Genomic DNA, 21,869 nt, shown 5'->3' on the forward strand with positions numbered 1-21,869 from the left:
CCTTTCCAAGGTAACGGGGTTTTTCTGTTTGAACTACTATTTGTTTTTAGATGGGAGGCTGTATTTTGAGTAAAGTAGTTTTACTTACCACAGGAGGTACCATCGCAAGTGTACCTAATGAACAATCTGGTAAATTATCCTCTGGTGCTTTAACTGGTGAAGAGCTGGCTGAAATGCTTAAGCTTCCAACTGATATTGATGTAGTTATCGATTCTGTATTTCAAAAACCAAGTATGCATGTAGGGTTTGAAGATCTTATATGGCTTAAAGAGAAGATTGAATCTTATTTTGAAGACGATTCCGTCTCAGGAGTAGTCGTTACTCATGGCACGGACTCTTTGGAAGAGAGTGCGTACTTTCTTGACTTAACCATTAACGATCAACGGCCTGTTGTCATTACGGGATCTCAAAGGTCTCCGGGGGAAATGGGCAGCGATGCTTATATCAATATGAGACATGCCATTTATTCAGCGTGCAGTCGAGATTTGCGTGGGGCGGGAGCCGTAGTAGTCTTTAATGAACGTATATTTCCAGCCAAGTATGTAAAGAAAGAACATGCTTCGAATATCCAAGGGTTCAACGCTTTTGGGTTTGGTTATTTAGGAATTATTGATAATGATGAAGTTCACATATATCAAAAACCGATCCACAGAGAAACCTATAACCTTATAACTGAAATACCGAGGGTAGACATCGTCAAAACTTATTCAGGTGCAGACGGAGCTTTTATTAAAGCAGCACGTGAGAGTCAGGCGAAAGGCATTGTATTAGAAGGCGTAGGAAGGGGGCAAGTAGCCCCCGGAATGATGACTGAAATTGTTAAATCAATTGAGGCTGGATTAAAAATAGTAATTACTACCACCTCTGAAGAAGGCTCTGTGTACACGACCTATGATTACTTAGGCAGTGCCTACGATCTTTATAAGCATGGGGTCATTCTTGGAGACGATGACGACAGTAAAAAAGCCCGTATAAAATTAGCGGTTATTTTAGCTTCCAATTTTGAGGGCGATATTACTTATTAACATCTGATGCGCCTTATAGTTAGGCTCTGTTAAACTTTGTTGTTGATTTTTTATAAAAATCTATCTTAAGCTATCGGGCCGGATAGTTGAAGACTCAGTTTCGAAATAAATTGGGTCCGTTACTATATAAGGAGCGGGCTGGTAGGGAAATAACTCGCTTTCCTATGGCCCTACACGATGTGGGGTCGATCGACGTTGCCACAGGACGTGGCGACCTTAGTCGATCCTCCTTTTACCAGGAGCTTCCTCGCTCGTTTCACTCCCTGCGGGATCTCACCTAGTTCTTTCTCCCGTTCTTACACTCATGATCGATGGAGTCCTAAGACAATACCTAAACGATATGGGGTGTTATCCAGCTCCAGCACCTAGCGGCTAGTGAGACTTCCCTCACTTCTGTACGATAAGGCAACATCGAATCGCTCCGCTCTTCGTGTTTTCTTTATCTCCGCCAGCTCAGTCCAGTCCATACGCCGCTGACCAAGGTGCTTCCGCTTTCAACCTGGGAGTCTCGCCATTTCCCCACCAACCCAGCCGTGGGAGAATAACAGACCCTTCCAGGAGAGAGAATGCTCTCCTTCTTAACTGGTCATAAATGCTTCTATCACAGGCTATTCCACATCTTTATTGCGTGAAAAAGCCGGATTTGGCCATGCTCTTTTTGTTAACCAAGAAGATATCTTGATTAGTTTCGAGTTTCTAATTCAGCAAGGTCCATAGGGGGACGATTAAGACTCCTGTGCGATGAACATGATCGGTAAGAGCCCGCAGGGCTGTGAAGCCCGAGGAAGCTTACCACATGCCCACGGAAAGCGAAATCGTCCCCCGCAGGACCTAATTCTCTCGAAAGTCTGGAAACTGAGTCTTCCAGTAGCGGGAGCTTATCTGCAAAACCAACACTGAGATTTAACAGGTCCTATAGTTAAAGACTCGATTCCGAGAGTTATTTGGAATAATTTGTGTTGAAGAAGGACTTGTTTTGCTGCCTAGTCTCTCGAGGTCTCAGGTTCAACTATGATAGGAAGAAGTGTGCTTCCTTTCATGGTTGTTCTTTAGCTTTTAAAGGCAGCTCTATAATTGAACGGCCAGTCTATGTCTGACCTGTTCGGAGAGTCTCTTTTCCAAAAATTCCGCTTCCCATTTCAGATTATCCACTCGGAGTTCTTTCTATTCTCTCTCCTTATAGCGCATAATAATTGTGCTTCATGTATAAAAAATAAATTGGCCTGCTTAAAAAGTACCAGTAAAGCTGGTGCTTTTTTATTTTTTATTAATCCGAACGTATCCTTTATTCCTTTTCCACATTCTTCATGATACCATTGAAATAAGGCGAAAGAATGAGAGAGGGCTGATTTTTATGGCCTTGCTGACTGCAGCCATATCTCCTGCTATAGCAATTATGACATTTATATATTTAAGTAAAAGAATTGAGTTAGAGCCTTTCCCACTGATCATCCGCATGTTTATCATTGGCGTAATCATGGTTTTTCCTTTAATGTTTATTCAATATGCTTTTGAAACTGAAGGCGTATTTCAGACACCGCTATTAAGATCGTTTTTCTTAGCTGGATTAATGGAAGAATTTTTTAAATGGTTTTTTCTCTTATTTGTAGCTTACCGGCATTCAGATTTTGACCATCACTACGATGGAATTATCTATGGTGTGGCAATTAGTCTAGGATTCGCAACAATAGAAAACATTATTTATATCTTTTCAAATGGTATTGAAATTGCACTACTGAGGGCTATTTTTCCAGTATCTTCTCATGCTTTATTTGGAATTCTTATGGGTTTTTATATGGGTAAAGCAAAATTCGCCAGCAAAAACCAAAATTGGTGCTTAAGTTTAGCCTTACTGATTCCTGTAGGGTTTCATACCCTGTACGATTATATTATTACTGTGCTGAATCAGACGTGGCTGTACTGGATTACACCATTTATGATTGTTTTATGGATTATAGGATTCAGAAAGATAAGATTGGCAAATGAGCATCATGAAGATCTACAAAAGACATGATATAAAGCAAACCGCCTTATTCAGGCGGTTTTTTTAATGGGTAAAGATGTATAAAGTTTTTAAACAGACGGACACTATTCTTATAAATAATTCTACTGGTCAGGGGTGTAACTCGGATGATATGGAAGAAAACGATAATCGTTGGAATAGGAGCAGCTATGCTTATCTTTCCTGTTTCAGAATGGAGATCTGTCCCGTCTGTCGAAGCATTTTCAAATCAAGTCATACAGCATGGGGCTACTGGAAATGACGTGATAGAGCTACAAGCCAGATTACAATATCTAGGGTTTTATAACGGAAATATTGACGGTGTTTTCGGGTGGGGTACCTATTGGGCAGTTCGTAATTTCCAGTATAAATTTGGTCTTGAAATTGATGGTTTAGTAGGGCAAGAAGTGAAAAATAAATTGACCAAAGCCAGTAAATACGACAAAGGGTTCGTTCAAGAACAACTGCGAAAAGGGAATGATTTCACGTACTACGGTGGAACCCCGAAAACCCAGCAGGTTAAGCAGCAGAAACCAAAGGGAACTCAGAATCCTCCTCAAAAACAGGAGCCAACGGCTGTGAATGTTCCGAGTGGGTTTTCTCAGAATGATATCCAATTAATGGCTAATGCTGTTTATGGAGAAGCTCGAGGAGAGCCTTACGTTGGGCAAGTGGCAGTAGCATCTGTAATTCTTAACCGTGTATCAAGCGCAACGTTCCCGAACACTGTATCCGGGGTTATCTTTGAGCCACGTGCATTTACTGCGGTAAGTGACGGACAGATTTGGCTCCAGCCTAATGAAACGGCAAAAGAAGCAGTTATCGACGCTATCAATGGTTGGGATCCTTCTGGGCAAGCTATATATTACTTCAATCCAAATACAGCAACATCAGACTGGATTTGGTCAAGGCCGCAAATTAAGAAGATTGGTAAACATATATTCTGTAAATAGGAGGTGGAAAAATGATTCGCTGGATTACGATTGTCGTATTAAGTATAGTAGCTGTAGGAACAACAGTTTGGGGTTACCAGGAAAATCAGGACAAAAATGCAGTTCTTATTCAAGCTGAAAATAGTTATCAGCGCGCATTCCACGAGCTCACTTATAATATAGATCTCCTACATGATAAAATAGGATCTACTCTAGCCATGAACACCAGGCAGCAGCTTTCTCCGCAGCTGGCTGAAATTTGGAAAATTACCTCAGAAGCAAGTTCAGATGTGGGGCAGCTTCCGCTTACCCTTCTCCCGTTTAATAAGACTGAAGAATTTCTTTATGAAATAGGAGATTTCGCTTATAAAACCGCTATTCGTGACTTAGAGAATAAGCCATTAAGTGAAGAAGAAGTAAAAAAACTTGAAGAGCTTCATAAGCATTCAGGTGAGATTGAAACTGAACTGCGTAAAGTACAAAACGTCGTTTTAAAAGATAATTTACGTTGGATGGACGTGCAGCTGGCTCTTTCTACAAACAATGAAGCAGGCGATAATACAATTGTGGATGGATTTAAGACCGTAGAAAAGACTGTGGACGGTTATACACAAACAACCACTCAAACAGGTGTAACTGCTTCCACTCCAGAAAAAAATTACAAAAATTTACAAGGGACCAATATTTCTGAATCAGAAGCTAAACAAGTTGCCAGTCAGTGGCTGGAAAAGGTTGATGTTAATAAGCTTACTCTAACCAAATCAGGCAAAGGGGCTGATGTCCCGACTTACACCGCCTCTTTTGATAATGGGAAGCGTAATGGCTACATGGACCTAACTGTAAAGGGAGGCCATCCTTTAACCATTATGATCAGCCGCAAAATGGGTGAGCCGGAAGTCAGTCTTCATGAAGCGTCCGAGAAAGCTAAAAAATATATTGAAGGACTTGATGCAGAAGGATTGGAGCTGGCTGAAACAAATCAATACGAAAAAATAGGCGTGTTCCGCTTTGTTTACACCGAAGACGACATTCGCTACTATCCAAAATCCGTGGTTGTAAAAGTAGCGCTTGATAATGGAGAAATACTTGGTTTGTCTGCTAGAGATTATTATGATGATCACTCCGATCGAGAAATTGGAGAACCAGAAATAACAGAAGAAGAAGCACGTTCTAAAGTAAATCCGGGATTAAAAATACAGGAACACCGTCTGTCTGTTATTGAAAATGACTTAAAAGAGCTTGTGTTATGTTATGAATTTTTAACTACTAAGGAAAATACTACGTATAGAATATTTATTAACGCTCAGAATGGACAGGAAGAAAAAGTTGAAACATTGAAGAAAGCAGAAATTAAATTTAATTAGCTAAAAAACCGCCGGTGCTCTGGCGGTTTTTTTAATTCAAAAGACCTATAAACTTTCCATATTCAATCAATAAAGAGACAATATAACCAAGACTAAAGTAATTTTTATTAGGAGGTTATTATGAAAATTTATAAATTGGTATGCCGTTTACCTTAGAGATTAACTCTAAGGATAAAGAAGAACCAGAGAAATACAAGTGTAAACTTGCTGATTATGAGAAAGGTTATATATGTATTGATTATCCTATCAACGTAAGAACGGATAAAACGGCTTTTATTATGGAGGGCACTGAAATTCAGGCAAGCTTTATTACGGAAGATCAATCGGTATATTGCTTTAACACGGAGGTAGTAGCTCGAAGAAAGTTAAACATTCCTGTGATTGTACTTACATTTCCTCCCAAAAAAGAACTTATAAGGATACAACGCAGAAAGTATGTCCGAGTAGATGCTTCGGTGGATGTTGCTGTGCAGTTTGAAAATCATTCATTTACTGCGGTGACCCAGGACATTAGTGGAGGCGGAGTAGCCATTCTGCAACCTTTCCATGTAAAGATGAAGAAGTACCAGCGTGTAAACTTGACGTTAGTCCTTTCAATGAATTCTGGTGAGAGCCGCTATGTCGAAACTGAAGGGATTGTGGTAAGAGTGATTCAACAAGACGATGGGGAGAGAAATAACGTATCTATACAGTTTGAAAATATTTTAGAAAAACAGCGCCAGCTGATCATTCGATATAGTTTTGAACAACAGTTGAACATGCGCAGAAAGGCACTAAAATAGCTACATAATAATGGATTTTATACAATTAGTTATGTTATTCTTTACAGAGTAATTAAGAGTTTCTCATGGTGGGGTACATTCGCCTGAGATCTCATGGGCGCGCTTTCTTTAATCAAGTGCGCTTTTATTTGTATAAGGTAAATTGGAGGAAACTGAACTCATGGATACTATGACAATTGCAATTGACGGCCCAGCTGCTGCCGGAAAAAGTACTGTAGCAAAAAGAGTAGCTGAAAAATTATCATTAATATATGTTGATACAGGAGCTATGTATCGTGCATTAACTTGGAAAGCTTTAAATAATAATGTATCTCTTGAAAATGAACAGAAGCTGGCACAATTATTAAAGGATACGGATTTGAGATTAGTACAGACGGACAATGGCCAGAGAGTTATTCTCGATGGAGAAGATGTTTCGGATGATATCAGATCAAGCGATGTCACAAACCAAGTCTCTATAGCTTCCAAACATAAAGATGTCCGTGAAGAAATGGTCAGCCGCCAGCAGGAGCTTGTTAATCAACAAGGTGTAGTGATGGATGGCCGAGATATAGGCACTCACGTACTGCCTGATGCTGATGTGAAGATATTTATGATAGCTTCTGTAGAGGAAAGGGCAGAAAGACGTCATAAAGAAAATCAGTCTAAAGGGTTTGACTCAGACCTAGAGCTCCTTAAAGAAGAAATTCGCCGGCGTGATGATATAGATTCCAACCGTGAAGTCGCTCCGCTGGTAAAAGCTGAAGATGCTATCATTGTAGATACTACCTCTTTAACAATTGAGGAAGTAGTAGAGCAAATAATTAAAGTAGTAAATGAGAAGGAGAGGGGGAGGAAGTAATGAGCCTGTACAAGCTGGGTAAATGGATTTGTGCTATCATTTTTTATCCTTTATACCGGATCAAAGTTATTGGTAAACACAATATTCCTAAAGAGGGACCAGTTATCATTTGTTCCAATCACATATCTAACGCTGACCCTCCTGTTGTGGGTATTACGAACAGCAGGGATATTTATTTCCTTGCTAAGGAAGAATTGTTTAAAAATAGGTTAATTGGGGGAATTCTTAAAGGAGTCCATGCTTTTCCAATAAAAAGAGGTATGCGTGATCGTAATGCGCTTCGCCAGGGTCTGGAAATTCTTAATAATAATCATGTACTCGGTCTTTTCCCGGAAGGAAGAAGACAAAAAAATGGCGAAATTGGAAAAGGCTTGGCTGGTGCAGGTTTCTTTGCGCTCCGTTCTGAAGCATATATCGTTCCTTGCGCTATAGTAGGACCTTATAAGAAGTTTCAGCGGTTGAAAGTCGTTTATGGTGAACCCATTGATATGAGTGGATATCGTGAGGAAAAAGCTTCTGCACAAGTCGTAACGGATCGAATTATGGAAGAAATCAGAAAACTGCATAAATTTCACAGCTGATGGAGCGTAATCACTTGACAAAAAGCTCTAAATATTAGAAGTTAGAAAAAAGGGCATTTCTGTTTCAAGGTTGTGTCGGAAATTGAAGGAGGTAGCTTGGTATGGATGAAATGAATCAAGAAGTATCTGGAATGCAAGAATTCTCTGCCGGGGACATTGTGACTGGTAAAGTGGTTAAAATTGAAGAAAAACAAGTCCTCGTAGATGTTGGATATAAAGTTGAGGGTATTGTACCTATTAGTGAATTATCCAGCCTTCATGTTGAAAAAGCTTCAGATGCAGTCAGTGAAGGGGATGAGTTGACCCTGCAAGTGAAAAAGGTAGAAGATGATGAAATTGTTCTATCCAAAAGAGCTGTTGATGCAGATAAAGCATGGCAGGATTTAGAAAATAAGTATGAGAGTGGAGAAATTTTCGAAGCTGAGGTTAAAGACGTTGTAAAAGGCGGCCTTGTTGTAGACATCGGCTTGCGAGGGTTTATCCCTGCATCTCTAGTAGAAACTTACTATGTTGAAGATTTCGAAAATTACAAAGGTAAAAACCTTTCTTTAAAAGTTGTAGAGCTTGATCGAGAACAAAATCGTGTCATTCTTTCGCATAGGGCAGTAGTGGAAGAGGAAGAGTCAGCTAAAAAACAGGAGGTACTGCACTCACTCGAAGATGGTCAGGTAATTGAAGGAACTGTTCAAAGATTGACAGACTTCGGTGCGTTTGTAAACCTTGGAGGTATTGATGGATTAGTACATATCTCCCAACTATCTCATCAGCATGTAGAAAAAGCATCTGATGTAGTTGAAGAGGGGCAGACGGTTAAAGTTAAGGTATTGTCTGTTGATCGCGACAACGAGAGAATCTCTCTATCTCTTAAAGCCACTCAGCCTGGACCATGGCATGACATCCAGGAAAAAGTGAAGCAGGGAGAAGTGTTAGAAGGAACAGTTCGCCGTCTAGTAAGCTTCGGAGCATTTGTAGAAGTGTTCCCAGGTGTTGAAGGTCTTGTTCACATTTCTCAAATCTCCAATCGCCACATTGGTACTCCTGGTGAAGTCCTTGAAGAGGGACAGCAGGTACAAGTTAAAGTGTTAGACGTTGATGGAGAAGCGAAACGTCTTTCCTTAAGTATGAAAGAACTCGAAGCTGAACAGACTAGAGAAGAGTATCAACAGTATGAGAAAGAAGAAGACAGTTCCGGTTTCTCACTAAGTGACATGATTGGCGACAAACTGGATAAATATAAAAAATAAATGAGTGGGTGTTGGATATGACAAGGTCTGAAAGGAAAATTGATCATATCCGCCATGCATTAGGTCACGAACGAGCTTATCACAACCATTTCGACGATGTGAAAATCGTTCATCAGAGTCTGGCGCGTCTGGACTTTAATCAATTGAGTATAGAGACACAAGTAGGGGAACTTCATTTAAGTTCCCCTCTTTTTGTTAATGCAATGACCGGTGGTGGTGGAAAAGAAACGAAAGAAATTAATCGGAATCTCGCTTTAGCCGCGCATGAAACTGGTATTGGGATGGCTGTAGGTTCTCAAATGTCGGCTATTAAAAACCCTGAGGAGAGATCTACTTATGAAGTTGTCCGGGAAGTAAATCCTGAGGGAGTTATTTTTGCAAATGTGGGGAGTGAAGCGACTGTCCATCAGGCAAAGGAAGCTGTTGACATGCTTAAAGCGGATGGCCTTCAGGTTCATATCAATACACTCCAGGAATTAATAATGCCTGAAGGAGATAGGGACTTTTCCCATCGTCTCCGTCAAATAGAAGAGATTGTATCTAATGTGTCTATTCCTGTGATAGTAAAAGAAGTAGGCTACGGAATGTCCAAAGAGTCGGTAGAAATTTTATATTCTATGGGGGTTCGCTACATTGATGTAGGAGGTCAAGGGGGGACGAATTTCTCCAAAGTTGAGAATATGAGAAGAGATAACCCGTTGTCTTCATTTGATAACTGGGGAATTCCTACCCCCATTTCTATTTTGGAAGCTTCTTCTGTCTCTCCTGATCTTCATATTATCGCTTCCGGGGGGATACGGCACGGACTGGATGGAGTTAAAGGCCTCATTTTAGGAGGCCAGGCATTTGGAATGGCTGGAGGGCTGTTGCGGGTTCTGGTTGAAGAAGGTAAAGAGGCTCTGGTGAGGGAAATTCGTCATATCCATGAAGAGGTTAAGATTGCTATGATGCTACTGAATGCATCTTGTATACACGACTTGCCTCATAACCCCTATATACTATTTGGACAGACCAAAGAATGGTCGGACCAAAGACTTAACCCATGATTATACATCATGGGTTTTTTGTATGGCTAAATGTTTAAAGAAGAGGGCGGTGATCCATAATAAAAGAAGGAAGGGAGTGGAAAGGTTTGGCAGCTATATATTACTGGTATGCTTGGTTTCTTGCTCTAATCATCTTTTTTTTCATTCCATCTTCTCACTTGAGGAGTCGATTGCTACTTTTTATTTGGATCATCATGTGTACATATACTCTGGCGGATCTTCAGTTAATGGGCTCTCTACCGTTCAGTATTTTCCTGTTAGGCATTTTTGGCACTTATTTCTGGAAAATAAGGCGGAAAAATATGATCCAGCATTTTTGGCCTATCGTGTTAAGTGTAGGTTACACCGCTGTCCAGCTTTTTCTACTGGTACAGCCAGTGTGGTCCAGACTACCGGGTGTTTATCTGGCCGTAATATTTTTTCTATTTATTCTTCATAAAATATTTCGGGACCTTCCTAGTTTAATTGGGGTATGGCTACTTATTAATGCGTTTGGAACATTATGGTCATATTTGGTGCTTTCTATTTACATATTGGAAGAACCCATGTTCAATCAACAAACCATAATATTCGTATTAAAAGGTATGGTCGCTTTATTTATCATGTATGGGGTGTATCGATTAAAGCTTTCGTTGCAACAGAAGAAGATCAAACCACTTAGAAAAGGAGGTGCGTATGTGTGAATGAATATACGTATCCAATAATTGCAGGTATTTCGGTCGGCACCGCTTTAAGAATCTTTATGCTTAGGACCGACTATCGTCAGTATCCTACCTATTTGCATGGAAAAATTATTCATTTATCTCTAGGTTTTATAGCAGCTTCCCTTGGGACGATTGCCATTCCTTCTATTATGGAAAAGGAATTTACAGCAGTCACGTTTTTAACCTTAGCAGCTTCCCAGTTCAGAGAAGTGCGGAATATGGAAAGAAACACATTAACAGAAATGGATTCATATGAACTAGTACCAAGAGGAAATACTTATATTGAAGGTATTGCTGTTGCTTTTGAAAGTCGAAACTACCTTGTTATATTCACTTCCTTCGTTGTTACGCTGTGCTATTTAGCAGTAAATGGATGGGCAGCTGTTGGGGCGGCTGTGCTGTGTTTTATTATTGCCTCTCTATTAATGAGCGGATCCAAGCTTTCAGATATCGTAACAGTGGAACTTTCAGAACTTAGCTTTAAAGGGGCAGGTTTATATGTTGATAACATTTATATCATGAACATAGGGCTTCCTGAACGTCAGGACGAGATTTTAAAGTACGGGATGGGATTTATATTAACCCCTAAGTCTTTTAGTGTTCGCTCCACTATAGCCAACCTCGGTCAGCGTCAAGCGATCTTACATGATGTTTCCGTCACACTTGGAGTTTTTAGAGATTCTGGGACCCCTGCACTTGTTCCGTTGATTAAACGAGATCTTAATGATGGAAGGATTGGTGTATTTATCTTACCTCAGGAAAAAGATCCTGTACGAGCCAAGGAAATTATTTCCTCCGTGCCTGTACTGGAAAATGCCATACAAATGCCATCAAGGAAAAGAAAGCGGGAGGGCTAAAAAATGAAGATGGAAAAAGCAATTCTAGCGGCGATCACAACCCAGTCAGAAAAAGTAAGCGGAAGCACAGCTGTTTTCCATTGTGAAACTAAAGAAGAAATGGAAGCTGTAGCTGCTAATCTTGAGGCTATCCTCGATGGAATTGCTCATGCTTTAAGTGATCGATTATATATCATAGTAAAGCATTGATGAAAGCGGATAAGTAATTGTTTATTTCATTAATGTCTGCTAAAATATTAAAGTTAAAGGATTTCTGCTGTTCTGCCGAAGGAAAGCTGCGCATCAGCTAACCGCGGAAGAGCAGTATTTTTATGTAACGTGGTACAGATAAATTGAAAAAATAGGAAGAGTTCTATTTCTTGTGCCTCGGTATTTTAAAGACGAAGAAAACGTGGAATAATTAAAAATAGAAAAGAAGAAAGGATGATCCTTTCATGAGAAAATCTGTCATGGCTATTGTAGGACGGCCGAATGTGGGGAAATCAACCATATTTAACAGGCTTGTCGGGGAAAGAATTTCGATTGTAGAAGATACACCTGGAGTGACGAGAGATCGTATTTATGCAGAGGGAGAATGGCTTAATGAACGGTTTAATGTCATTGATACGGGTGGCATTGAACTGGGTGATGAGCCCTTACTTGTTCAAATGAGGGAACAGGCTCAGGTAGCTATCGACGAAGCGGACGTTATTGTATTCATGGTTAATGGCCGCGATGGAATTACAGGGGCAGATGAGGAAGTTGCGAAGATCTTATATAAATCAAACAAACCTGTGGTACTCGCGGTAAATAAAGTTGATAATCCAGAAATGAGAGAAAACATCTATGAATTTTATTCTCTTGGGTTTGGGGAGCCACACCCTATATCTGGTACACATGGTTTAGGTCTTGGAGACATGCTGGATGAAGTGGTAAAACACTTCCCTGATAAAATGGTAGAAGAAGTCGACGACGACATCATTCGCTTTAGTGTCATCGGCCGTCCTAATGTTGGTAAATCTTCATTAGTAAATACTCTGCTAGGACAAGAACGAGTCATTGTAAGTGAAATAGCAGGAACAACTAGAGATGCTATAGACACGCCGTTTTCAAAGGATGACCGAGATTACGTCATTATTGATACAGCAGGTATGAGAAAGCGTGGGAAAATCTACGAGGCTACTGAAAAATACAGCATAATGAGAGCACTTAAAGCTATAGAGCGATCAGATGTGGTTTTAACCTTAATAGATGCAGATACAGGCATTCAGGAACAGGATAAAAAAATAGCCGGCTATGCCCATGAAGCAGGAAAAGCTGTTATTATTGTAGTAAATAAATGGGATACAATGGAAGTAGAAGAGAAAACGATGAAAGAATTTGAAGATAAGATCCGTTCCAATTTTCGCTTCTTGGATTATGCTCCAGTGGTTTTTTTATCAGCAAAAACAAAAAAGCGTGTCCACACTCTACTTCCGAGAGTGCTAGAAGCAAGTGAGAATCATGCCAAGCGCGTGCAAACAAACATACTAAATGAAGTGATTATGGATGCCTTGGCGATGAATCCATCACCTTCCATAAAAGGGCAAAAGTTAAAAATCTTTTATGCCACACAAGTATCTGTTAAACCACCAAGCTTCGTAGTATTCGTAAACGAACCTGAACTAATGCACTTCACTTATGAACGATTTCTTGAAAATCGAATTCGAGAAGCTTTCGGTTTTGAAGGTACACCTATTAAAATCTTCGCCAGGAAGCGGAGTTAAGGGATATTCAAGAAGGGAGCAGGTATCATGGGAAAAGTAGCCGTTTTAGGAGCAGGAAGCTGGGGGACAGCTCTTGCCATTGTTCTTGCAGATAATGGACATGAAGTAGCTCTTTGGGCTCACCGTAAGCAACATGCGGATGAGATAAACGAAACACGTTCAAATGAGAAGTATTTAAAGGGTGTAACCATACCTGAAGGAATAGTCGCCGATAGCCAGTTGGAACGAGTGGTAAGTGGAGCCGAACACATATTGCTGGTTGTACCAACGAAAGCCATGCGTGAGGTATGTCAGAACCTTAGAACGCTCATAGACCATAAAGTAACAATTACACATGCGTCTAAAGGCATTGAACCGGAGACTTTTAAACGAGTTTCAGAAGTCATACAAGAAGAGATCCCTCAGGAATTATATGAAGATATTGTAGTATTGTCTGGACCTAGTCACGCAGAGGAAGTAAGCTTGCGGCAGCCGACAACGGTTACAATTTCATCTGAAAAGCTTGAGATTGCACAAAAGGTCCAGGATCTTTTCATGAACCGCCAGTTCCGTGTTTATACTTCACCTGACCTCATCGGAGTTGAATTAGGAGGCGCACTGAAGAACATTATTGCTTTGGGCGCGGGTATATCAGATGGCTTAGGTTATGGTGATAATGCCAAAGCTGCGTTAATCACCAGGGGACTGGCTGAAATCGCCCGTTTAGGTACATCTATGGGAGCAAACCCTCTCACTTTTTCTGGCCTTACAGGAGTGGGGGATTTAATTGTCACTTGTACTAGCTCTCACAGCCGTAACTGGCGTGCTGGTTACAAATTAGGGCAGGGAAATGATCTGGAAAAGGTTCTTGAGGATATGGGAATGGTGGTAGAAGGAGTGCGGACAACCAAAGCTGCTTATCAGCTTTCCCAGACTCAGGATGTAGAGATGCCTATAACTGCTGGTATTTACCAGATATTATTTGAGAATGCTCATGCAAGAGATGTGGTGGATCAGTTAATGACAAGGATTCGCCGTCATGAAATGGAGGACCTCACAAATATTCTTGATGAACAAATGAATGACTGACACATATGGAACCTCGTGCATATACTATCCAGAACCTAACGCACGAGGAGGTCAATTATTTATGAGTGATTTTCAAAAGAATATCTTTGATCATTTGAAAAAGAAAGCTAATATCGATGCAGAAGATGTTTTTAATGTGGCGAACTCTGTCCAAAATGCAAATTTTAAAGATGAGAAAACGGTTCGGCGTTTAGTTCGTCAATTAGCTAAAATAGCGAACAAACCGGTTTCTAAGCAAAAAGAAGACAAAATCGTTGAAGCAATTACGAAGCAGAACATGCCTTTGGATATGAATACTTTAGGTAAGTTTTTAAAAGGATAGTTAACGAGTGGGCGTCTGAGGAGGCGGCCCTTCGAAAAAATGCATATGATAACACGCAGCAATTATTACACATGAGCTGGATAGGGAATTATTTAGTCAAAACCGGAGCATAGCTGCTCCGGTTATTTTTTTAAATTAAATGGACCTACATAAAATTCGCGTTTACTATGTAGTTCCCTTTGATCCAAGTGGGATACGTGTTTCCGCTCGATGGCAAGCGTGTGGTATAATATCAAAAGCAAATTGTGTACAAAGGGGGACAACCATGTCTGAATCCATGCTCAATATGTACATCTCTTTTGCTGGAATTTTGTTCTTGTTTCTGGCGATTGGGTTGATTTTATTAAGCAGATATAAATTAAGAGGCGTGATCTCTGGGATTGTGGCCTTTTTAGCCTATGTATTTATGATTCTAGGAGGTCTTATTATATTTTACATTGTATTTAGTGGACCGACAGCTTAAGGAAATGGAGGGCTCAACATGAAAATGCTAAAACTATGGACTGTGCCATTTCTTCTTATTATTTTGACGGGCTGTCTTTATCCGAGCAACGAGCTGCAGAAGAATCAGGTACCCAATCAGGTACAGTTAGACTCCATCCAAAATGCCGTGGAGACCTATCAGGAAAACACTAACGGGCTTTTACCCATTAAGACTAAACCTCAGGAAACACCAGTTTTTCAGAAATATCAGCTTGATTTTGAAAAGTTGAAGCAGCAAAACTTAATTGGTGAACCACCTGGTACCGCCTTTGAAAACGGAGGGTATTACCAGTATGTTATCATTCATCCGGAGGAGAACCCTACAGTGAAAGTTCTTGATCTAAGAACGACCGAGACGCTTCGCTCGTTACAGGTGAAAGTAAAATTCTTTAGGGATAATAATCGTTACCCGCCATTTGGAGACCAGATTGCTAAAGGAGTCTACGCCCTGGACTATGAAAAAATAGGTCTGGATGAACCTCCAATGATTGACAGTCCTTATTCTCAGCAAATGCTGCCCGTTTATTTAAATTCAGAAGGAAAACTGTTTATAGATTATCGAAAAGATTTATATGAATATCTTAACAGTAAGGACCATTCCTATAAATCTGGCGAAGATATCCGTTATTTACTTACGGACAATACCCCGTTTGTACCTGGTTATTCTGAGCCGTACACAGTCCGTGACGGTGACCCCATCTTTATGAGTGAATATCAGGCATCTTAAGAAGAACCGCTTCCAGTAAAGGGAGCGGTTCTTTCTTTGCGGAGAGTGATAAAGAATTATCTTTCACACTGCTTCATAAGCTGATAATAAGCTAGTTTGAGATGATTTACAGGAACACGGTTCTTTTTATTAAATTATGAAGTTATTAATTTCTGGCATATTTCACTCAGATGATGTCATAGAATTAGATTGTCTAGGCTTGTATGATGGTGAAATTTTATTTGGGAGGGGATCCTTTGGAAAAGGTAGATATCTTTAATGATATTTCCAAACGGACGAATGGTGATATTTATCTCGGAGTAGTAGGGGCTGTACGGACTGGTAAATCCACATTTATAAAGAAGTTTATGGAATTAGTAGTCTTGCCAAACATGGAAGAGGAATCTGAAAGGGAACGTGCGTTAGATGAGCTTCCTCAAAGTGCAGCAGGAAAAACCATCATGACAACAGAACCAAAATTTGTTCCTAACCACGCAGCAACGATTAACATTGATGATCATCTGGATATCCGTGTCCGTATGGTTGACTGCGTCGGCTATGCCGTTAAAGGCGCTGTAGGATATGAGGACGAACACGGCCCACGGATGATTCATACGCCATGGTATGAAGAAGCTATTCCTTTTCAGGAAGCAGCGGAAATCGGCACTCATAAAGTCATCCAGGAGCATTCCACCATTGGAATTGTAGTAACGACTGATGGGACAATTGGAGAGATTGCACGTGCTGATTACGTAGAGGCTGAAGAAAAGGTAGTCGAAGAGCTCAGAGAAGTGGGTAAACCTTTTATCATGATTGTTAATTCAGCCCAACCTCATGCGGATAGTACGGAACGGCTGAGAAGTGAACTTTCAGAGAAGTACGATATCCCAGTACTGGCACTATCTGTTGAAAGTATGAGAGAGCAAGATGTACAAAGTGTTCTTAGAGAGGCATTGTTTGAGTTCCCTGTCCTTGAGGTCAATGTAAACTTACCTAGCTGGGTAATGGTACTCGATTCTAGACACTGGTTAAGAAACAATCTGCAAAATGCAATTGAAGATACAGTGAAGGATATAAAACGGCTGCGTGATGTAGATACTGTCATTGGAAACTTTGATCATTATGAATATATTACTGGTGCTCATATCTCTGGAATGGATCTTGGAGAAGGGGTGGCAGAAATTGACCTGCAGGCTCCGGAACATCTTTATGACCACGTATTGAAAGAGATTGTTGGTGAGGAAATTAGAGGTAAAGATCATCTCTTAGAGATAATGCAGGATTTCGCCATAGCTAAAAGAGAGTATGACCAAGTAGCAGATGCCTTGCAGATGGTGAAACAAACCGGCTATGGTATAGCAGCTCCCTCTTTAGAGGACATGTCTCTTGAAGAGCCTGAAATTATACGGCAAGGATCAAGGTTTGGGGTTCGCTTAAAGGCAGTTGCTCCTTCGATTCATATGGTTAAAGTCGATGTCCAGTCTGAGTTCTCGCCAATTATAGGTACAGAGAAACAGAGCGAGGAACTTGTAAGGTATTTGATGCAGGATTTTGAAGAAGATCCATTATCTATTTGGAACTCCGATATATTCGGACGCTCGTTGAGCTCAATTGTCCGAGAAGGCATTCAGGCTAAACTTGCGCTAATGCCGGAGAATGCAAGATATAAATTGCAAGAAACGCTGGGGAGAATTATTAATGAAGGCTCCGGCGGCATGATAGCCATCATACTATAACGGCTCCCAGTGGGCCGTTTTAATTTTTTTTGAGCAATTTTTTTTATTTAATAAAGGGATTTCCTGCTACTGTGTCGTAATTACTCGTATAGAACCTTTAATTCAGAGTAAAATCCCTTCATATCAATGGTTGAGGCGTCTTGCACCTGCCTGTAGTTTATGGTAAGCTACTCTTGAACTGAAGCGGAATTCAATCCTGTAAATGGCTTTGTAACGCGATTGTTAAAGGATTCTCTATTGAATTTCGTTGGAAACTCGTTTAGTATAAGGCTTGTCATCATTTGATGACTGCTACATCAACATTTATAGTGGTTCTTTCCACTTGAATGAGATTAACCCTCTTGAGAGGAGGTGAATGTCATGAACAAAACAGATCTAATCAACGCTGTATCTGAAAAAACAGATCTTTCTAAGAAGGATGCTACACAAGCTGTCGACTCTGTATTCGAATCTATCATGGATTCACTAAAAGATGGTGAGAAAGTTCAGCTTATTGGATTCGGTAACTTTGAGGTTCGTGAGCGTGCGGCACGTAAAGGTCGTAATCCACAAACTGGTGAAGAGATCGAAATCTCTGCTAGCAAAGTTCCTGCTTTCAAACCAGGAAAAGCCCTTAAAGACGCGGTAAAATAAAAAGCTACATAGGGCTTTGGAAAAGGGTGCATTGTGCACCCTTTTTTTCTTATTAAAACAGATGCTTTGTTTAAAGAAACTTGGATGTTTTGACATCAAAATATTTGTAAGAGATAGTAGTAATAATAGAAAGGAGACTGTTGTACATGACAACTTCTAATAATGACTTTTTTGTTATCAAAGCTTTAGAAGATGGTGTAAATGTTATAGGCTTGACTCGAGGTACAGATACAAGGTTCCATCACTCGGAGAAACTTGACCAGGGTGAAGTAATGATTGCTCAATTTACTGAACATACTTCTGCTGTTAAAGTTCGTGGGAAAGCAGTCATCCAGACCAGCCATGGTGAAATGACAAATGAAGGGTAGTAATAGGCTCTTGTTGCTTACAGAGAAGCTACATAAAAAGCGTTTGTAGGTGAATTATGCTATAATAGGTATGGTTTATTAGTGTTCACGAAGGGACCAGGTGATCAAGTTGAATTCCTCAGATCATTACATCAAACAACTGAAACAAAAAATTGAATCTAAAGTTCGCCATCCTTTTTTGGCTCGTTTCATACCGGAACCTGCTGTTGATGAGGATAAACTGGTGATTTTGTCTTCGATTATGGATCATACCACTCTTTCTTCAAAGAAGAAGGAGCAGTATATAATTACCACTATGCTGGTTCAAATAGCTCTGGATACTCATGATCTTGTAACACTTACTGAAGATGAAGATGACCAGGAAACCATCAGGAACCGACAGTTAACTGTTTTAGCAGGGGACTATTACAGTGGACTCTATTACTATTTACTGTCACAACTTGAGGACATACCGATGATTCAAACGCTGGCTGGTGCAATTAAAGAAATTAATGAATTAAAAATGGAGCTATATTATAAAGACGTAGAGTCATTTCAGGAATTTTTAAACGGTTTAAAGAAAATTGAATCCCTACTCATTCAAAGGGTAGCTTCTTATGTCCAAAGGACAACGATTAATGATATGGCAGGAGAGTGGCTCCTGGCAAAAAAACTTCTTGAAGAAAAGAAAAGTTATCAAGAAGGTAAATTTTCTCCACTGATTGATGTATTAGTTAATCGACCGGGTGTCTTGGGGAATAGTGGACAAGTAATTGTAAACATAGAGCAAATGCTTCAGAGTCATGTACATCGGCTGGAAGCAACGGTCTCCCAGCTGCCGATTCATTTTAACTGGCTCAAAACCCATGTCCACTCTGCCATTCATCATCAATTCAATCAGAGACAGATTGCGGAAGAAGGTTAAATATGGGCGCTCAAACTAAAGAAGAACGTGTACACCACGTATTTGAACAAATATATAATCGATACGACCAGATGAATTCCATTATTTCTTTTCAACAGCATCGTTTATGGCGAAGAGATGTAATGAAGAGGATGAATGTGAAAGAAGGAGACCGGACGCTTGATCTATGTTGCGGTACGGGCGATTGGACAATGGCTTTAGCGAAAGAGGCAGGTCCAAACGGAAAAGTAGTAGGACTGGACTTTAGCGTGAATATGCTATCCGTGGCTATTAAAAAGAAGTTGGCATTAAAAATGAAGCAAGTAGAATTTGAGCACGGCAATGCTATGGAGCTGCCTTTTGAAGATAATCAATTTGATTACGTTACTATTGGATTCGGTTTAAGAAACGTTCCAGATTATAGGCAGGTTCTATCGGAAATGCTTAGGGTTGTTAAGCCTGGCGGAAAAGTGGTTTGTCTTGAAACTTCCCAGCCGGAAAACCCTCTCTTTAAATCTATTTATTATTTCTATTTTAGAAACATAATGCCCTTATTTGGAAAGCTTTTTGCTAAGAGTTACCAGGAATACAGCTGGCTCCATGAATCAGCAAAAGATTTTCCAGGAAAAAACGAATTAAAAGAGCTCTTTGAAGATATAGGCTTTAAGAATGTAATAGTCAAATCCTATACGGGTGGCGTTGCGGCCATGCATATGGGTGAAAAGCAATAATTAAGGATGAAGCACAATGAAATTAGCCATGATCTACTCATTTCTGAAAAATGATTTATCTACCATAGAAACCGCTGTAAATGAGACCATACAGTCTGATAACCCGGTATTACGCGAGGCTTCGAGCCAACTGCTGCAGGCCGGTGGAAAACGCATAAGACCAGTATTTGTTTTGTTGGCCGGTAAATTCGGGGATTATGATATTGAACGTATGAAAGCTGTAGCTGTGTCTTTAGAACTCATACACACCGCTTCTCTCGTTCACGATGATGTGATCGACGAATCAGAGCTTCGAAGAGGTGAGCCTACGATAAAGTCGCGCTGGGATAATCGAATCGCTATGTACACAGGGGATTATATTTTCGCGCGTTCTCTTGAGAACTTATCTGCACTTGAAAACCCTCGGGCTCATCAAATTCTAGCGAATACGATGGTCGAACTTTGTTTAGGTGAAATTGAGCAAATCAAAGATAAATACAATGTAGATCAGAATTTACGTACATACCTCCGCAGGATTAAAAGAAAAACGGCCCTTCTGATTGCGGCCAGCTGCCGTTTAGGTGCCATAGCGGCCAACGTTACTCCCCGTGAAGAAAGAGCTTTATATCAATACGGGTATTATGTAGGGATGTCTTATCAAATCATAGACGATGTCCTTGATTTTACATCTTCCGAAGAAGAACTTGGCAAACCAGCCGGCAGTGATTTGCTTCAGGGTAATATTACTTTGCCTGTCCTTTATTCTATGGAAGAAAGCGATTATAGAAAGCGTTTGGAAGAGTTGTTCAATAGAAAAGATCACTTAACCCCAGAAGATATTAAGCCATTGCTTGAGCGAATTAAAGCGAATGAGTCTATCCCCCGTGCTCTGGAGTTAAGTGACCGTTATCTAAAAAAAGCTTATGAATCCTTAAATAAGCTTCCTCCAAACCGTGCTAAACAAACTTTAAAAGGGATTGCAAAATACATTGGAAAAAGAAGGGCATAATGTATTGCCTTCCCTTCCAAACTTTGATAGAATTTGCTATGGCACTTATTAAAAGCGCTTTCACATTATACATAAACTGAGGTGGATGACATGGAAAAGACTTTTTTAATGGTTAAGCCTGATGGAGTACAACGTAATTTAATTGGTGAAATTACTTCTAGATTTGAAAAAAAAGGTTTTAAATTAGCGGGTGCTAAACTCATGCTTATTTCAAACTCATTAGCTGAGGAACATTATGGAGAACATAAAGACAAACCTTTTTTTAATGAACTTGTAGAATTTATCACATCCGGTCCTGTCTTTGCTATGGTATGGGAAGGTGAAAATGTAATCGCTGGAGCTCGTCAGATGATGGGAGCTACCAAACCTTCAGATGCAGCACCAGGAACGATACGAGGGGACTTCGGGGTAACAGTAGGAAAGAACGTCATTCACGGATCTGATTCACCTGAAAGTGCAAAAAGAGAATTAGAGCTTTTCTTTAATTCGGACGAAATTTTAAACTATCAAAAAGATAACTTAAACTGGGTTTATTGATTATAAATCCTGTTAAAAACCGCCGGGCTGCAGGGCGGTTTTTTTAAGGCTCTAAAATATTTGTTGGGGTAGATAAAAATTTAGTATAAAAAAACACGCAAGCTCCAATCTTTACTACACTTGAATTGACGAGAAACAAGCAGAAAAGGAGTTGCGTGTACGTGTATTCTAACATGCCCTTACCGGGACTACAAAATGCGATTATAAAGAAAAGTGAAGAAGTGGAAGGGAATTTTCATCTTCATGTGGAATTGCCGAGAAAGAAGCACAGGTGTATGGATTGCGGGGAAT

General features: G+C 40.1%; 24 protein-coding genes and 1 pseudogene. All 25 read left to right on the forward strand.

The window, feature by feature from the left end; translation table 11 throughout:
• Positions 1–50: 50 nt before the first annotated feature.
• On the forward strand, positions 51–1,025 hold the full coding sequence (locus tag ACTWPM_RS14065; RefSeq protein ID WP_443133660.1) for an asparaginase: 975 nt from the start codon (positions 51–53) through the stop codon (positions 1,023–1,025).
• A gap of 1,354 nt (positions 1,026–2,379) precedes the next feature.
• A complete protein-coding gene (gene prsW, locus ACTWPM_RS14070; RefSeq protein ID WP_443133661.1) occupies positions 2,380–3,039 on the forward strand; it encodes a glutamic-type intramembrane protease PrsW in 660 nt (219 codons plus the stop codon).
• A 116-nt stretch (positions 3,040–3,155) separates the two neighbouring features.
• Positions 3,156–3,980: a spore cortex-lytic enzyme gene (gene sleB / locus ACTWPM_RS14075; protein ID WP_443133662.1), complete on the forward strand. Its 825-nt coding sequence runs from the start codon at positions 3,156–3,158 to the stop codon at positions 3,978–3,980.
• A gap of 11 nt (positions 3,981–3,991) precedes the next feature.
• Positions 3,992–5,323, forward strand: a complete 1,332-nt coding sequence (ypeB, locus tag ACTWPM_RS14080; protein WP_443133663.1) for a germination protein YpeB — start codon at positions 3,992–3,994, stop codon at positions 5,321–5,323.
• A 140-nt stretch (positions 5,324–5,463) separates the two neighbouring features.
• Positions 5,464–6,105, forward strand: coding sequence for a flagellar brake protein (locus ACTWPM_RS14085; RefSeq protein ID WP_443133664.1), 642 nt, complete (start codon positions 5,464–5,466; stop codon positions 6,103–6,105).
• A gap of 160 nt (positions 6,106–6,265) precedes the next feature.
• Positions 6,266–6,946: a (d)CMP kinase gene (gene cmk / locus ACTWPM_RS14090; protein ID WP_443133665.1), complete on the forward strand. Its 681-nt coding sequence runs from the start codon at positions 6,266–6,268 to the stop codon at positions 6,944–6,946.
• Entirely contained in the window at positions 6,946–7,527 is a 582-nt protein-coding gene (locus tag ACTWPM_RS14095; protein ID WP_443133666.1) for a lysophospholipid acyltransferase family protein, read from the forward strand. The genes cmk and ACTWPM_RS14095 overlap by 1 nt, the downstream gene beginning before the upstream one ends.
• A 101-nt stretch (positions 7,528–7,628) precedes the next feature.
• Positions 7,629–8,771, forward strand: a complete 1,143-nt coding sequence (gene rpsA, locus ACTWPM_RS14100; protein WP_443133667.1) for a 30S ribosomal protein S1 — start codon at positions 7,629–7,631, stop codon at positions 8,769–8,771.
• Positions 8,772–8,788: 17 nt separating this feature from the next.
• Positions 8,789–9,817, forward strand: a complete 1,029-nt coding sequence (fni, locus tag ACTWPM_RS14105; RefSeq protein ID WP_443133668.1) for a type 2 isopentenyl-diphosphate Delta-isomerase — start codon at positions 8,789–8,791, stop codon at positions 9,815–9,817.
• Between the two features lie 86 nt (positions 9,818–9,903).
• Positions 9,904–10,500, forward strand: coding sequence for a YphA family membrane protein (locus ACTWPM_RS14110; RefSeq protein ID WP_443133669.1), 597 nt, complete (start codon positions 9,904–9,906; stop codon positions 10,498–10,500).
• Positions 10,497–11,378 (forward strand): YIEGIA family protein, encoded by an 882-nt coding sequence (locus ACTWPM_RS14115; RefSeq protein ID WP_443133670.1) that lies wholly within the window; start codon positions 10,497–10,499, stop codon positions 11,376–11,378. Before ACTWPM_RS14110 ends, ACTWPM_RS14115 begins: the two co-directional genes overlap by 4 nt.
• 3 nt (positions 11,379–11,381) lie before the next feature.
• Complete coding sequence (locus ACTWPM_RS14120; protein ID WP_443133671.1) at positions 11,382–11,567, forward strand: capping complex subunit for YIEGIA; 186 nt, start codon at positions 11,382–11,384, stop codon at positions 11,565–11,567.
• Positions 11,568–11,812: 245 nt separating this feature from the next.
• Entirely contained in the window at positions 11,813–13,123 is a 1,311-nt protein-coding gene (gene der / locus ACTWPM_RS14125) for a ribosome biogenesis GTPase Der (protein WP_443133672.1), read from the forward strand.
• Between the two features lie 27 nt (positions 13,124–13,150).
• Positions 13,151–14,191 (forward strand): NAD(P)H-dependent glycerol-3-phosphate dehydrogenase, encoded by a 1,041-nt coding sequence (locus tag ACTWPM_RS14130; RefSeq protein WP_443133673.1) that lies wholly within the window; start codon positions 13,151–13,153, stop codon positions 14,189–14,191.
• Between the two features lie 61 nt (positions 14,192–14,252).
• On the forward strand, positions 14,253–14,513 hold the full coding sequence (locus ACTWPM_RS14135) for a stage VI sporulation protein F (RefSeq protein ID WP_443124243.1): 261 nt from the start codon (positions 14,253–14,255) through the stop codon (positions 14,511–14,513).
• Between the two features lie 265 nt (positions 14,514–14,778).
• A complete protein-coding gene (locus tag ACTWPM_RS14140) occupies positions 14,779–14,976 on the forward strand; it encodes a DUF2768 domain-containing protein (protein WP_443133674.1) in 198 nt (65 codons plus the stop codon).
• Positions 14,977–14,994: 18 nt separating this feature from the next.
• Positions 14,995–15,723, forward strand: coding sequence for a hypothetical protein (locus tag ACTWPM_RS14145; protein WP_443133675.1), 729 nt, complete (start codon positions 14,995–14,997; stop codon positions 15,721–15,723).
• A 236-nt stretch (positions 15,724–15,959) separates the two neighbouring features.
• Entirely contained in the window at positions 15,960–17,438 is a 1,479-nt protein-coding gene (gene spoIVA, locus ACTWPM_RS14150; RefSeq protein ID WP_443133676.1) for a stage IV sporulation protein A, read from the forward strand.
• Between the two features lie 360 nt (positions 17,439–17,798).
• A complete protein-coding gene (locus ACTWPM_RS14155) occupies positions 17,799–18,071 on the forward strand; it encodes an HU family DNA-binding protein (RefSeq protein WP_014643523.1) in 273 nt (90 codons plus the stop codon).
• 146 nt (positions 18,072–18,217) lie between these two features.
• Entirely contained in the window at positions 18,218–18,439 is a 222-nt protein-coding gene (gene mtrB / locus ACTWPM_RS14160; RefSeq protein ID WP_443133677.1) for a trp RNA-binding attenuation protein MtrB, read from the forward strand.
• A gap of 100 nt (positions 18,440–18,539) precedes the next feature.
• Complete coding sequence (locus tag ACTWPM_RS14165) at positions 18,540–19,343, forward strand: heptaprenyl diphosphate synthase component 1 (protein ID WP_443133678.1); 804 nt, start codon at positions 18,540–18,542, stop codon at positions 19,341–19,343.
• Positions 19,344–19,345: 2 nt separating this feature from the next.
• Positions 19,346–20,053 carry a demethylmenaquinone methyltransferase gene (locus ACTWPM_RS14170; protein ID WP_443133679.1) on the forward strand — a complete coding sequence of 236 codons (708 nt, stop codon included), beginning with the start codon at positions 19,346–19,348 and terminating at the stop codon, positions 20,051–20,053.
• A gap of 16 nt (positions 20,054–20,069) precedes the next feature.
• Positions 20,070–21,041, forward strand: a complete 972-nt coding sequence (hepT, locus tag ACTWPM_RS14175; RefSeq protein WP_443133680.1) for a heptaprenyl diphosphate synthase component II — start codon at positions 20,070–20,072, stop codon at positions 21,039–21,041.
• 90 nt (positions 21,042–21,131) lie between these two features.
• Positions 21,132–21,578, forward strand: coding sequence for a nucleoside-diphosphate kinase (gene ndk / locus ACTWPM_RS14180; protein WP_443133681.1), 447 nt, complete (start codon positions 21,132–21,134; stop codon positions 21,576–21,578).
• Between the two features lie 155 nt (positions 21,579–21,733).
• Positions 21,734–21,869 (forward strand): annotated as a pseudogene (locus tag ACTWPM_RS14185) (ISL3 family transposase); the annotation flags it as partial.

Source organism: Halobacillus sp. K22, from assembly GCF_052246795.1.
In the GTDB taxonomy this organism is placed as follows: domain Bacteria; phylum Bacillota; class Bacilli; order Bacillales; family Halobacillaceae; genus Halobacillus.

Coding starts and splice junctions, on each gene's coding strand:
- ACTWPM_RS14065 (WP_443133660.1), top strand. CDS start 51: ATGGGAGGCTGTATTTTGAGTAAAGTAGTTTTACTTACCACAGGAGGT.
- prsW (WP_443133661.1), top strand. CDS start 2,380: ATGGCCTTGCTGACTGCAGCCATATCTCCTGCTATAGCAATTATGACA.
- sleB (WP_443133662.1), top strand. CDS start 3,156: ATGATATGGAAGAAAACGATAATCGTTGGAATAGGAGCAGCTATGCTT.
- ypeB (WP_443133663.1), top strand. CDS start 3,992: ATGATTCGCTGGATTACGATTGTCGTATTAAGTATAGTAGCTGTAGGA.
- ACTWPM_RS14085 (WP_443133664.1), top strand. CDS start 5,464: ATGCCGTTTACCTTAGAGATTAACTCTAAGGATAAAGAAGAACCAGAG.
- cmk (WP_443133665.1), top strand. CDS start 6,266: ATGGATACTATGACAATTGCAATTGACGGCCCAGCTGCTGCCGGAAAA.
- ACTWPM_RS14095 (WP_443133666.1), top strand. CDS start 6,946: ATGAGCCTGTACAAGCTGGGTAAATGGATTTGTGCTATCATTTTTTAT.
- rpsA (WP_443133667.1), top strand. CDS start 7,629: ATGGATGAAATGAATCAAGAAGTATCTGGAATGCAAGAATTCTCTGCC.
- fni (WP_443133668.1), top strand. CDS start 8,789: ATGACAAGGTCTGAAAGGAAAATTGATCATATCCGCCATGCATTAGGT.
- ACTWPM_RS14120 (WP_443133671.1), top strand. CDS start 11,382: ATGAAGATGGAAAAAGCAATTCTAGCGGCGATCACAACCCAGTCAGAA.
- der (WP_443133672.1), top strand. CDS start 11,813: ATGAGAAAATCTGTCATGGCTATTGTAGGACGGCCGAATGTGGGGAAA.
- ACTWPM_RS14130 (WP_443133673.1), top strand. CDS start 13,151: ATGGGAAAAGTAGCCGTTTTAGGAGCAGGAAGCTGGGGGACAGCTCTT.
- ACTWPM_RS14135 (WP_443124243.1), top strand. CDS start 14,253: ATGAGTGATTTTCAAAAGAATATCTTTGATCATTTGAAAAAGAAAGCT.
- ACTWPM_RS14140 (WP_443133674.1), top strand. CDS start 14,779: ATGTCTGAATCCATGCTCAATATGTACATCTCTTTTGCTGGAATTTTG.
- ACTWPM_RS14145 (WP_443133675.1), top strand. CDS start 14,995: ATGAAAATGCTAAAACTATGGACTGTGCCATTTCTTCTTATTATTTTG.
- ACTWPM_RS14155 (WP_014643523.1), top strand. CDS start 17,799: ATGAACAAAACAGATCTAATCAACGCTGTATCTGAAAAAACAGATCTT.
- mtrB (WP_443133677.1), top strand. CDS start 18,218: ATGACAACTTCTAATAATGACTTTTTTGTTATCAAAGCTTTAGAAGAT.
- ACTWPM_RS14170 (WP_443133679.1), top strand. CDS start 19,346: ATGGGCGCTCAAACTAAAGAAGAACGTGTACACCACGTATTTGAACAA.
- hepT (WP_443133680.1), top strand. CDS start 20,070: ATGAAATTAGCCATGATCTACTCATTTCTGAAAAATGATTTATCTACC.
- ndk (WP_443133681.1), top strand. CDS start 21,132: ATGGAAAAGACTTTTTTAATGGTTAAGCCTGATGGAGTACAACGTAAT.